Source organism: Mycoplasmoides fastidiosum (assembly GCF_024498275.1).
GTDB classification, from domain to species: domain Bacteria; phylum Bacillota_I; class Bacilli_A; order Mycoplasmatales; family Mycoplasmoidaceae; genus Mycoplasma_N; species Mycoplasma_N fastidiosum.
Window position 1 is genome coordinate 300,042 of record NZ_CP101809.1, and the last position, 14,045, is coordinate 314,086.

Annotated in this window: 6 protein-coding genes; all 6 read left to right on the forward strand. The window is 31.3% G+C overall.

Annotated elements, in window-relative coordinates; all coding sequences use genetic code 4:
- Positions 1-90: 90 nt before the first annotated feature.
- The 6 genes from NPA10_RS01185 (at position 91) to NPA10_RS01210 (ending at position 14,042) form a co-directional block, all read left to right on the forward strand.
- Positions 91-3,396: a lipoprotein 17-related variable surface protein gene (locus NPA10_RS01185; RefSeq protein ID WP_256547718.1), complete on the forward strand. Its 3,306-nt coding sequence runs from the start codon at positions 91-93 to the stop codon at positions 3,394-3,396.
- Positions 3,397-3,594: 198 nt separating this feature from the next.
- The gene (locus tag NPA10_RS01190; protein ID WP_256547719.1) at positions 3,595-6,948 is read left to right on the forward strand and encodes a lipoprotein 17-related variable surface protein; all 3,354 of its coding nucleotides are present in this window, start codon (positions 3,595-3,597) and stop codon (positions 6,946-6,948) included.
- A 201-nt stretch (positions 6,949-7,149) separates the two neighbouring features.
- The gene (locus NPA10_RS01195) at positions 7,150-10,488 is read left to right on the forward strand and encodes a lipoprotein 17-related variable surface protein (protein WP_256547720.1); all 3,339 of its coding nucleotides are present in this window, start codon (positions 7,150-7,152) and stop codon (positions 10,486-10,488) included.
- A 197-nt stretch (positions 10,489-10,685) separates the two neighbouring features.
- Positions 10,686-12,023, forward strand: a complete 1,338-nt coding sequence (locus tag NPA10_RS01200) for a hypothetical protein (protein ID WP_256547721.1) — start codon at positions 10,686-10,688, stop codon at positions 12,021-12,023.
- Complete coding sequence (locus NPA10_RS01205; protein ID WP_256547722.1) at positions 12,001-13,422, forward strand: lipoprotein 17-related variable surface protein; 1,422 nt, start codon at positions 12,001-12,003, stop codon at positions 13,420-13,422. The genes NPA10_RS01200 and NPA10_RS01205 overlap by 23 nt, the downstream gene beginning before the upstream one ends.
- Entirely contained in the window at positions 13,422-14,042 is a 621-nt protein-coding gene (locus tag NPA10_RS01210; RefSeq protein ID WP_256547723.1) for a hypothetical protein, read from the forward strand. The genes NPA10_RS01205 and NPA10_RS01210 overlap by 1 nt, the downstream gene beginning before the upstream one ends.
- The last annotated feature ends 3 nt before the right edge of the window (positions 14,043-14,045 follow it).

Below are 14,045 nucleotides of genomic sequence, written 5' to 3' on the forward strand. Positions count from 1 at the left end.
ATTAAATTTATTAATTATTTTTTGATTTGTGAATAGTAAATGTTTTGTTCATCCAAAACATCTTTATATGTTTTTTTAAGCAGAAAATTTATGAAAATTTCTTTTTTTCTTCTTCTAACAATTGGGGCACTAACAACCAGTAGCATCTTGCCTGCAAATCAATTGCAGCAAATAAGTTCTGAACCAAACCAAAGCCTAAACATTAATCGCCATACGGATATGGATGATTTAATTCAATTTAATGCTAACACCCGATTCCCCACCATTATTTCTGAGGTAGGGCCAGTACTAGTGAATGGTAATACCGTTTTTCAATTAGATTGATTTGGTCAAACGGTTTGAAGTATAAATGTTAAAGATCAATTAGCGGCCAAAGGTTTTATTAATCCAGAAGGGGCTAATGAAGCAATTTTTGGTTTACCTAAGGGCACAGCATTAATTGGCTGGACTTATTCTCGTATTACTAGCAAAATCTATTTACACATTCCTGCAACCATCAAAGGCAATGATCCGGGACAAGATGATTGAAAATACCAATACATTGTTCCTTTAGATCCCAAGACAGGTAAATTAGAACTAGATGAGCCCGCAAACACACCACGATTTAATGCTAGTGGCTCCACTTGAAATGGCAAAAGAGGTAAACTAGGTTTTCAATTTGGACTGATTAGCCAGTTAGGTGATGGTTCAATTGTTGTTTATGGTTTATTGGATTTAAGCGGAATTTCTAATGGGGGATCAAGTTATTTAATTTTTTCTCCTAACACTAATACACTGACTACAGGGGGACGCATTTTTAATATTGACCCCAAAAATTTTCACCATTGAGTAGATGGTATAGATTTTTATTACATTAGACCAATGAACACAATTCCCATTAGTTCAACCAAAACTTTATTCATTACTCATAAACCAACTGAAAGTGATATTTATACACATTTAATTGATAATCAATTTAATCTAATTAATAATTTTTGAAGAAAAAGTCCACTATCTTGAATTTCTCCAAAACAAGACGGAAGATTTCATCGTGTAGGCCGGAGTGATCCGCTAATTGTTAATAACAACTATGGAATTACCAATGACTATTATTCCAATCCAGTTACTGGAGAAACTTGATTACCTTATTTAGACAAAGTCTTTTTTATTCGTCCCGATAATTCAGAATTGGGCTATGATGCAAAATTCATTAATTTACCTAAAATAAAATCTGCAGCTGAACCATGAAATAGCGGCATTATTTACAGCAGTTATTTGGATTTACGTGGGGATTTATTTTTCAACATGGCCACATGAAATGCTACTGATAATGATTGAAACATTGATACAACAGTTTATAAACTATCTGCTGCTACTAAACAAATTAGCCCTTATGTTAGTTTAGCTACTTCAGATAATCCTGATATTTTAAAAGAAAATCATCATTTTAAAATTTTTGCGATTCCCACTCAGGTCGGCAAAATTATGTTGTTAAACAAAAAAACCGGCATTGCGGTTGCGGTTGATGAAAGCCCAAAAAATCCTAATTTAGGCCGAATTATTGGAACATTAAATGGAAAATACTCCTTCTTAAAAAGTCCGGATTTCAATTTAAATGTTGGTGCTAAATTTAAGTTACCATCGCAATTACGAACTGATAATTTTAGTGCTAATGGCAATGGCAACATTGTTAATTATGATGTGACAGATATTGATGACACTAAAGGCACGATCACAGTGCAAGCGACCATTAATTATGTACCGTGATTTGCATCACAGGATACTAATACTAATGTTAAAACCACCCAAATTACCAAAACATTTACTGGTTTACATACAGTTAATGACTTGCAATTTAGTGAATTGGATTACCAATTAAAAAATGCCCGAGTTGATTTCATAAATAATGCAACATTAACAAATTTTGATTTATTGAATTTAACTGATAATGGTTTTTCTGAACAACTACGCCCAAAAGTTAAATATGAAATTCAAAATGTGCAAAGTGATGGGTCATTTCAAGTGCGTTGAACTTTGAATGATTATGTGCCCGCAATTGATCCCAATATTGGACGCAGATTAAGTATCAGCAAAACTCAGCAGTACCAAGCTCTTGGAACTAATGATCAAACTGGATACCAAATTGGTTTAATTAACGGATCATCAATTATAGGTGGACATTTAAACCCAGTAACTACAACTAGTTTCAAAAATTTACCCCGAGCTACCCAACTTTTATTAGAAAATATTAGTCCTTCAGAATTAGCAAAAAATCCAAAAAAAGCATTAGATTTATTAATTGATCGGTCCAAACTAAAAGGTTATCCGTTATATTTGATGAATGTGAAATTAACCCCAAATGATTCACAACGGACTTTGGATGTTGAAATTACTATTCCTGCAAGTGTAAATAAAACACTAAACCTTAATAGCCAGCAAGCCCAAATTTTTAAAACCACTTATACTGATTTAAGTGCGCCGAATCAAGTTGTACCCCAATTAAGTTTAAATAAATTTAAAACGAAAACTGTCACAACAAATGCAATTCAAGTTGATTTAAATCAATTACACGATAATGGGGTTCAAGCTCGATTAACAGGTTCACTAGCAAGTCAAATGAGCATCGCTAATGTCTGGAACCAAATTTTTGAACACAATAATTTTGACTACCAAAATATTTTTCAAATTTCGTTAATTCCAGACAACATCAAAGGATCATTACAAATTGTTTTATTAAATAAAAGTGATTTCTCCTTTGATTTATTTAAGGGCTCTAAACCCAACAATAAAATCACAGTTATTGAAGTAACGGGATTTCAAAAAATTACCCCTGATGCTTATGCAAAAAACCAAATTCAATTTGCAGACCCAAAAAATCCCGCTTTATTAGCGTTACAAACTAACAAACTAGCATCAGAAGTAAAAATCAGTGATTTACAACAATTAATAACAATTGGTGCAGCCATCACACAACAAATCCCAGGCTTTAGCCTAAATGAAAATAATACGACTTTAAAGGCCAATGATGTTTCAGGTCAATTAAATGTTTTGATTAATTTGACTAATCAAAATAAAGCATTAGCTAATCACGATCAAGTGAATTTACCCAATTTTTACCATTATACTTTTAGTGATTTTGCAAAACAAGATGCTTCAGCGAAAAGTTTTCAACCCTTTTCGCAATTTCAATTGCGGACTAAAGCTGATTTAAGAACTTTAACAAGTCAATATATCTTAGAACATCAAGATGAATTCATCTTAAGACAAAAAGGCTATCGTTTAAATTCAGCTAATCAAATTGAAGTTGTTTATTCTGCAACATTAAATGCTGTTTTCATTACTTATAGTTTTGCCAATCAAATTGAACACCAAAATGATGAAGTCAATAATTTTTCAGTAGTTTATCGACTTTCATAACTAATTGCTTTTGATAAAAACAATTAGCTATTTGTGTGAAATTTATTTTGTTCTATCTGAAAAAACATCAGTTTTTTCAGATAGAAGTGTACGTCATTCATAAACTAAAATACTAAATTTATTTACTGATTTTTAGTTTAAGAATAATTGATGTTTGATTAACTTCAAACATTTTTATGTTTTTGAAGCAGAGAATTTATGAAAATTTCTTTTTTCCTTCTTTTAGCAATCGGAACACTAGCAGCTAGCACGATTTTTCCGGCTAGTCGTTTAAAACCAACTCATGCTGAGCAAACTCATGCATTAAAAGTAGATCAACAAGCAGACACAAATGATTTGATCACCTTTAATGCGAATACCCGATTTCCAACGATCATTTCTGAATTAGGTCCAGTGTTAGTAAATGGTAACACCGTTTTCCAACTGGACTGATTTGGTCAAACCGTTTGAAGCACCAATGTATTGACAGAACTAGCCGCTACTGGTCATGTGGCCCCAGATGGTTCAAATGCGGTTATGTTTGGTTTTCCCACAGGTACGGCTTTGATTGGTTGGATTTATTCTCGCATCACTAACAAAATTTATTTGCACATTCCTGCCACTCGAGTGGGCAATTCTCAGGATAACGACAACTGAAAATACCAATACATTGTGCCGCTTGATCCCAAAACCGGCAAATTAGAAATTAGTACACCAGATCAAACTGCCCGGATTGGGGTGCAGGGTGCTACTTCTAATGGTAACCAAAGTAATTTAAGGTTTCAATTTGGCATCATGAGCCGATTGGGGGATGGATCGATTATTGTTTATGGTCTTTTGGGCACAACAGGGATTGCGAATGGGGGCAGCAGTTATTTTGTTTTTCACCCAGGGACTAATAAAGTAGTTACGGGGAATCGAATTCTAAATATTCCTGGGGATGTCTGAGATTATCGTGTTAACGATTTATATTTACACACCACTTTACCGATCACCACAGCACCAATTAGTCAAGACAAATCACTTTTTCTAATACGGCAAGTAGTGAATGATCCTGGTAAAAACAGCACCAATTTATGAAATTATGGGAGATATAAAAGCAATATTTTTTCACTGGTTGTTGATAATAATTTCCATTTGGTAAGTGGAAATTGAGACACTACACCAATTCGTTGAAAACCCCAAGATTCCAATAATTTCACCCATCCGCACCGAGATAGTTCATTAGTAGCTAATAATAACTATGGCTTAAATAATGAATATTATGACAACAAAGTTACTGGTGAAACTTGGTTACCGTTTTTAGATAAGTTATTCGTAATTAAATCTGACCATTCAGCTTCAGGTTATCAAGCAACAACAATTGCTTTACCCAAAATTAGAAATGCTGATGCCCCATGAAATTCGGGCATCATTTATAGTAGCTACCTAGATTTACGGGGTGATTTATTTTTCAATATGGCTACTTGAGATGCAACAACTAATGACTGAATCATTGATACTACAGTTTATAAATTATCAGCCACAACCAAACAAATTACGCCTTATGTGACTTTAACCACTTCAGATAATCCTGATATTTTGAACGAAAACCAACACTTTAAAATTTTTGCCATCCCTACCCAAGTGGGCAAAATTATGTTGTTAAACAAGAAAACTGGCATTGCGGTTGCAGTCGATGAAAATCCCAAACACCCAGGGATGGGGCGGATCATTGGCACATTAAATGGTCAACATTCCTTTTTAAAAAGTCCGGACTTTAACCTAAATCTTGGGGCTAGATTCAAGCTACCTTCCCAATTACAAGCTGATAATTTTACTGCCAATGGTAACGGCAATATTGTCAATTATGATGTGACTAATCTCAATGATAATGATGGTTCAATTACTGTACAAGCAACCATTAATTATGTACCTTGATTTGAATCACAAGAAAATAATGTCAATGTCAAAACGACTCAAATCACCAAAAGATTTACCGGCTTACACACAGTTAATCATTTACAATTTGGGGATTTAAATTATCAATTAAAAAATGCCCGAGTTGATTTAATTACGGATGCAGTCTTACAAAAATTTGATTTACTAAATTTAGTTGATAATGGTTTTAATGAACAATTACGTTCAAAAATTAAATATCAAATTCAAAACGTAGATAAAACTAGTGGGAGTTTTGAAGTCCACTGAACTTTAGCTGACCATGTCCCCGCAATTGATCCCCGCTTTAATCAAAAAGCAGTTTTAACCAGAACCCATAAGTACCAAGCTTTGCCAACCACTGATACCACTGGGTACCAATTAGGATTAATTAACGGATCATCAGTTACTGCAGGTACTTTAACAACAGTACCAACAACTCGTTTCAGTGATTTACCCCGAGCCAGTCAATTTTTACTAAAAAATATTACGCCTTCTGAATTAGCTAGGGATCAAAATAAAGCACTAGATTTATTAATTGATCGCACTAAATTAAAGGGCTATCCGTTATATTTAATGGATGTGACACTAACCCCAAATGATCAAGCCCAAACTTTAGATGTGGAAATTAAAATTCCAGCTGCAGTTAACCAGCTACTTAACCTTAATAGTCAAAAAGAACAAATTTTAAAAACGACTTACACGGGTTTAGCTAAATCAACACCAGTTGTACCAAGGTTAAATTTAAATAAATTTAAAACTCAAACAGTTACTCTTAAAAGTATTCAAGTTGATTTGAACCAATTAAATGATGATAATATCAGAAGTAGACTAACCAGCTCTTTAGCTAGTCAGATGAGTTTTGCGAATTTGTGAAACCAAATTTTTACGCATAATGATTTTAATTATCAAAAGGTTTTTGAAGTTTCTTTAGTTCCAGATAACATTCACGGATCATTACAAATTGTTTTGTTAAATAAAAGTAATTTTGAATTTAGCTTGTTTAAACCTACAGAGCCAACAGGTAACATTACCGTTATTGAACTAACTGGGTTCCAAAAAATTACCCCAGAAACTTACGCTCAAAACCAAATTCAATTTGCGGGAATAAGGGACCAAAATTTATTAACTTTACAAGTTAATAAACTAGCATCTGAAGTGCAAGTGAGTGATTTACACCATTTAGTAACAATTGGTCCCGCAATTAAACAACAATTTCCCAATTTCACATTAAATGATACCAACACCAAATTGACAGCTAATGATGTATCGGGTCAGTTAAGCGTGGCAATTAGTTTAGCCCAAGAAAATACAACTCGTGCCAACCAAGCCCAAATTAATTTGCCCAATTTTTATCACCACACTTTCAGTGATTTTGCTAGAAAAGATGGGACAGCCAAAAATTTTCAGCCCTTTTCCCAAGCCCAATTATCCAAAACAATTGATCTTCCCAATTTAACTAGCCAATATATTTTCAACCACCAAAACGAGTTTATTTTAAGAAGTCATGGTTATAGTTTAGTTTCACCCAATCAAATTGAAGTTGTGCATTCCAAAGCATTAAATGCGGTTTTCATTACTTATAATTTTGCCAACCAGCCCGAACACCAGTATGATGATGTGAATCATTTCTCTGTAGTCTATCGTCTTTCTTAATTAAAAAGAACCAAAATGTTTTAAATTTAATCGATTATAATTAACGCGTTCTCTTTGCAACATTAATCCATAATTTTGCAAAAGAAGTTAATTATTCATAAATTTAATTATTAAATGCTTTCTCTTAATTTTTCATTTATGAGTAGTAAGATGTTTTGTTAATCCAAAACATCTTTTTATATTTTTAGAACAGAAAAATTAATGAAAATTTCTTTTTTCCTTTTTCTAACCTTTGGTGCACTTGCAACTAGTAGTATCTTACTTGCTAGTCAATTACCACAAAATGCTTCACTAAAAACTCACCAGCAAGCTGATACAAGTGATTTGATCACTTTTAATGCTAATACCCGATTTCCCACTATTATTTCTGAATTAGGACCAGTCTTAGTTAACAAAAATACAGTTTTTCAACTAGACTGATTTGGTAAAACCGTTTGAAGCACTGATGTTTTAGCTGAATTAACCCAAACTGGTCATGTTGCACCTGGAGGATCAAACTTACCGATGTTTGGTTTTCCAGAGGGAACAGCTTTAATTGGTTGAATTTATTCAAAAATCACCAATAAAATTTATTTACACATTCCTGCTACTCGGGTTGGAAATGATTCGGGAGATGATAACTGAAAAAACCAGTATATTATTCCTTTAGATCCCAAAACGGGAAAACTAGAAGTTAGTACACCGGCAGAAACCGCACAAATTGGGGTTAAAGGTGCAACATATAACGGAAGAGAAGCGCGATTAAGATTCCAATTTGGTATCATGAGCCAGTTAGGTGATGGTTCTATTATTATTTATGGGCTTTTAGGAACAACCGGAATTGCGAATGGGGGCAGTAGTTATTTCGTTTTTCATCCTGGCACTAATAAAGTTGTTGCGGGTAACAGAATTTTAAACATACCGAGAAATACATGAAATTATAGTGTTAATGGTTTAAATCTACATACTACCTTACCAATTACTACTGCACCAATTAGTCATGATAAATCACTTTTTTTAATTCGCCAAGTAGTGAATGATGCAAACAAACCAAATAATCACTTATGAAATCACGGAAGAAATAAAAGTAATATTTTTTCATTAGTAGTTAATAACCAATTTCAATTAGTTAATGGTGACTGGGACCATGTTCCAGTGCGGTGAAAACCAAAGGATCCAAATAATTTTATTCATCCTGATCGTAGAAGTTCATTAGTTGCTGATAACAATTATGGTTTGAATAACGAATATTACGATAATAAAGTTACTGGGGAAGTGTGATTACCTTTTTTAGATAAATTATTTGCAATTAAAGCTGATAATTCACTTCAAGGTTATCAAGCAACAACAATTGATTTACCGAAAATTAGAAATGCTGACGCACCGTGAAATTCGGGAATTATTTATAGTAGTTATTTGGATTTGCGGGGTGATTTATTTTTTAATATGGCAACTTGAGACAGTACTGTTAATGATTGAATCATTGACACTACCGTTTATAAATTATCAGCTTCTAGTAAACAAATCACGCCTTATGTAACTTTAACCACTTCAGATAATCCTGATATTTTGAGAGAAAACCATCATTTTAAAATTTTTGCCATCCCCACTCAAGTGGGCAAAATTATGCTAATCAATAAAAAAACCGGGATTGGGGTTGCGGTTGATGAAAACCCTAAAACCCCTGGTTTTGGGCGGATTATTGGGACATTAAACGGCGAATATTCTTTTTTAAAACGACCTGATTTTAATTTGAACGTGGGAGCAAAATTTCGGTTGCCTTCTCAATTACAAGCTGATAATTTTAGTGCCAATGGTAATGGTAACATTGTTAATTATGATGTAACTGATATTGATGATAACAAAGGATCCATGACAGTTCAAGCTACGATTAATTATGTACCTTGGTTTGAATCACAAAATAATAATGCCAATATAAAAACAACCCAAGTTACCAAAAGATTCACTAATTTACGGACCGTTAATGATTTACAGTTTAGTGAATTAAATTATCAACTCCAAAATGGTCGGGTTGATTTTATTACTAATGAAGTGTTGCAAAAATTTGATTTACTTAATTTAGTCGATAATGGTTTTTCTGAACAATTACGATCAAAAATTAAATACGAAATTCACAATGTTAATAATAATGCGGGCACATTTGAAGTGCGTTGAACACTATCAGATTATGCGCCTGGGATTGATCCTAACATTGCTACTAAAAAAACAATTACCCAAAATCATACTTATAAAGCAACACCAATTGATAATTCTGCGGGATATCAGATTGGTTTAGTGCATGGATCATCAATTACTAATGGTAAATTAACTAACATTGCCACAACTAGTTTTAATAATTTGCCCAAAGTAAGTCAAATATTATTAGAAAACATCAGTCCATCCGAATTAGCAGCCAATCCAACCAAGACATTAGATTTATTAATTGATCGTGCTAAATTAAAGGGTTATCCGTTGTATTTGATGAATGTGAAATTAACTCCTGATGATAAAAAACGAACTCTGGTTGTTGAAATCACAATTCCACAAAGTGTTAATCAAAAATTAAATCTTAATGGTCAAAAAGAACAAACCTTTACAACCACTTATACTGATTTAGGAACCACCATTCAAACTAAGCCCCAATTTAGTTTAGATAAATTTCAAAACCAACAAGTAACTAAAGGTGTAACTCAAGTTGATTTGCAAGATTTAAAAGACAATTCAATTAAAACCCAATTAACTCAATCACTAGCAACCCAAATGAGTTTTGCTAATTTGTGAAACCAAATTTTTGCACATAATAATTTTGACTACCAAAATGTTTTTAACATTTCTTTAATTCCTGACAACATTAAAGGATCGTTACAAATTGTTTTATTCAACAAGAGTGGTTTCGAATTTGATTTGTTTAAAGTTGCAGAGCAGAAGAGCAAAATAGCTGTTATTGAAGTGACTGGTTTCCAAAAAATTACTCCAGAAATTTATACTCAAAACCAAATTGAATTTGCTGCTCCCACTGATGCTAATTTATTAGCTTTACAACTGAAAAAACTAGCTTCAGAAGTCCAAGTGAGTGATCTACAAAATTTAGTAACAATTGGTACTGGACTGCAACAGCAGTTTCCAAGCTTTAGGCTAAATGCGACAAACACCACTTTAACAGCTAATGATGTATCGGGTCAATTAAGTGTTGTGATTAATTTAGCTAAAGAAAATACTGCTTTAGCCAATCAAGCTCCAGTCAATTTGCCAAGTCTTTATCACCATACTTTTAATGATTTTGCTAGAAAAGATGGCGCAACTAGAAGCTTTCAACCATTTTCCCAATTTCAATTATCCAAAGAAATTAATTTACAAAATTTAACTAATCAGTATATTTTTGATCACCAAAAAGACTTTATTCTAAGAAATAGGGGCTATGATCTAGTTTCACCTAACCAAATTGAAGTGATTCATTCTAAAGCATTAAACGCAGTTTTTATTACTTATAACTTTTATAACCAGACTGAAACCCCAAATGATAATACCAATCATTTTTCTGTTGTTTATCGTATTTCTTAGTTGATAAAATTTAAAAAAGTGTTATAAATGACTAGAGCGCAAGTGCTCTAGTTCTTTTTTTGAAAGGTCAACAAATTTCTAAAAAAAGAAGTTATTTATTCATAAATTTAATTATTAAATTTTTCCAATTTATTTTTCATTTATGAATAAAAAAAGATGTTTTGTTTGCCCAAAACATCTTTTTTTTATAATTTGGGGTGAAGAAATTGAAGAAGGTTTCTTTTTTCTTACTTTTAGCAATTGGTTCTTTTTCAAGTAGTAGTTTTTTGTTGGCTAACCAAATTAATCAAGTTAGCACTGAATACGATCAATCATTAAAAATTCACCGCCAAACTGACAAAAGTGATCTAATTCACTTTAATAACAGCACTCGTCTGCCAACGATTATTTCTGATCTAGGTCCAGTTTTAATGAATGGTAATACCATTTTCCAATTGGACTGATTTGGTAAAAAAGTTTGAAGTACTAATGTTTTTGAACAACTAAAAAATTCAGGACATATCGCACCCGATGGCACTAATGAAGAAATTTTTGGATTTCCTGTAGGAACTGCAGTTATTGGATGAAAATTTTCTAAAATTACTCACAAAATTTATTTGCATATTCCTGCTACTCGTATAGGAAACGATAATAATGCCAACGATGACTGAAAATATCAATACATCATCCCTTTAGATCCTGAAAACGGCAAATTAGAAATAGTAGAACCAAAATATACGCCCAGAATAAATGTTAGCGGATCTACATGAAATGGTACTTATAAAGGATTAAGATTCCAATTTGGAATTATTAGTGAATTAGACAATGGTTCAATTTTAGTTTATGGCTTATTGGGAACTACTGGATTGGCAAATGGTGGATTTAGATATCATGTTTTCAATCCTGCAGTGAACAAAATAATTTTCTCAGGAAATATTTTGGGGATGCAACCTAGAGATTATGGTTTTCAAGTGAATAATCTTCTATTACATACAGTTCAGCCAATTACAACTATTCCAATAGGTAATAATAAAACTTTGTTTTTAACTCGTCAAGGTTTACATCCTGATACAGAATGGAATCATGAACTTTGAAATGAAGGTCAATATAACAGTAATATTTTTACCTTTTTGGTAAACAATAATTTTCTTTTGGAAAATAACTTATGAAAAGAAAGTCCTTTGTGATGACAACCGTCTTCATCATCTTCATTTATTCACCCTCATAGAAACTCAGTTTTGGTCACTAACAATAATTATGGTTTGAATAACAGTTATTATCAAAATTTAGTTGCAGATGAAATTTGAATTCCTTTTTTGAACAAAATATTTTTTGTAAAACCCAATAATTCAACTTTAGGTTATAAAGCAACTTCACTTGAATTACCTAAATTAGTAACTAATATATCTCCTTGATATTCAGGAATTTTATATAGTAGTTATCTAGATTTACGTGGTAATTTGTTTTTTAATATGGCAATTTGAAATGATACTGTTAATGATTGAAAAATTGATACCACAGTTTTTAAATTAGATGTTACTACAAAAAAAAATTAGTGTTTATGTCGATTTATCTAATTCAGATAATCCTGATATTTTAAAAGATCGTGAGCATTTTAAAATTTTTGCTGTACCTACTCAAGTAGGTAAAATTATGTTGATTAACAATAAAACAGGAATTGCAGTTGCTATTGATGAAAATCCAAAAATTTCAGAAGTAGGTCGCATTCTTGGAACTTTAAATGGTAAACATTCTTTTGTGCAAAGTCCGAATTTTAATTTAAATTTAGGGGCAAATTTTTTATTACCATCACAATTGTCAACCGAAAATTTCAAAGCTAATGGCAACGGTACAATTAGCAATTATGACGTGCTTAGTGTTGATGATAATAAGGGCACAATAACTTTAAAAGCAACCATTAATTATTTGCCATGATTTGAAAATGAAACAAGTAATAATGTAACAACAACTCAAATTATCAAAACATTCAGTGGATTAAAAACTATTAAAGATTTACAATTTGAAAAATTAAACTATCAATTAGCTAATGCACAAGTTGATTTTATTGATGCTAATGTTTTAGAAAGTATGAAATTATTTAATTTGAAAGATAATCAGATTAGCAACCATTTAAAACCTAATCTTAAATATTCCATTGAAAATATGTCTAATTCAACTGGTAAATTTACTGTTAAAGTTAACTTAAATAAATATAGAACTGAAATTGATCCAAGAAGTCCTGAACAAACTTATAATTTGACTTATAAATATAAGGCTTTACCAGTTTTCAAAAATAAAAATGATTATCAAATTGGATTATTAAATGGTTGCAGTTTGAAGGCTGGCTTAGTTAATAAAATTGAGGTAACGAATTTAAATGAGTTACCTGAAATTCAAAGAACCATTTTAACTAAAATTTATCCTTCATACTTAGCTAAGAGAAAAAACGAAGTTTTGGATTTATTAATTGATCGAACTAAATTGAAAGGTTATCCATTATTTCTAGTAAAAACAAGAGTGATTGCTAATGATCAAGCAGGCACTTTAAAAGTAGAACTAACAATTCCAGCTGATGTGAATAAAAGATTAGGTTTTAAAAATCTTAAAGAACAAACTTTTAGTACAACTTACACTGGCTTTCCAATTCCTAATTCAAAAATTAGTCCCCAATTTTCTTTAAATAAATTTAATAAAATAGCAACACAAAATCATTTAATTAATGTAAATTTATCTAATTTAAAAGATCGGGATAATCGTTCGAAGTTGGGAAATAGTTTATCTAGTCAAATTAAAATAGAAGATTTATGAGAAAATATTTTTGAACATGACCACTTTAATTATAGTGATGAATTTGATATTGCTTTAATTCCTGATGATATCAAAGGAAAATTAAAAATTTTTTATCTAAAAAGAGCAATAACAATTTTGTACTTTTTGGAAATAACAAATTTTTAGTGATTGAAATTGAAGGATTTCAAAAAATTATTCCATCAAAATATGAGGAAAAATTTTTCAATTTTGCCAGACCCCAAGACCAAGAATTAATTAGTTTACAGCGCATTAAATATGCTTCTGAATTAAATTTAACTGATTTAAAATCACTAATTAAGATGGAATCAGAAATTAAAAATCAATTCTCTAATTTTGTTTTAAATGAAAATAATACTAAATGAATTGGAAATGATCAAACTGGAGAAGTTAGTGTGACAATAGAACTGCCAAAAAATCCAATAAGTCACAATCAAACTCAATTGCCAAAAGTTTATCAACATACTTTTAGAGGTTTTACTCTTAACACTAATTCCAATTTTAATTTTCAACCAATGAAAATGGAACAATTGAATACCAAAGTTGATTTAACTAAAATTACAAGCGATTATATTTTTGCAAATCAAGATGAATTTATTCTTAGAAGTAAAGGATATGATTTAAGAAATAAAAATCAAATTCATGTTAATTATTCTGAGATATTAAATATTGTTTTTATTAGTTATCACTTTGATCAACAAAAGAATTTACCAAAAAATATAACTAAGCATTTTTCTTTTGTTTATCATGTAGAACCAAATAATTAATTT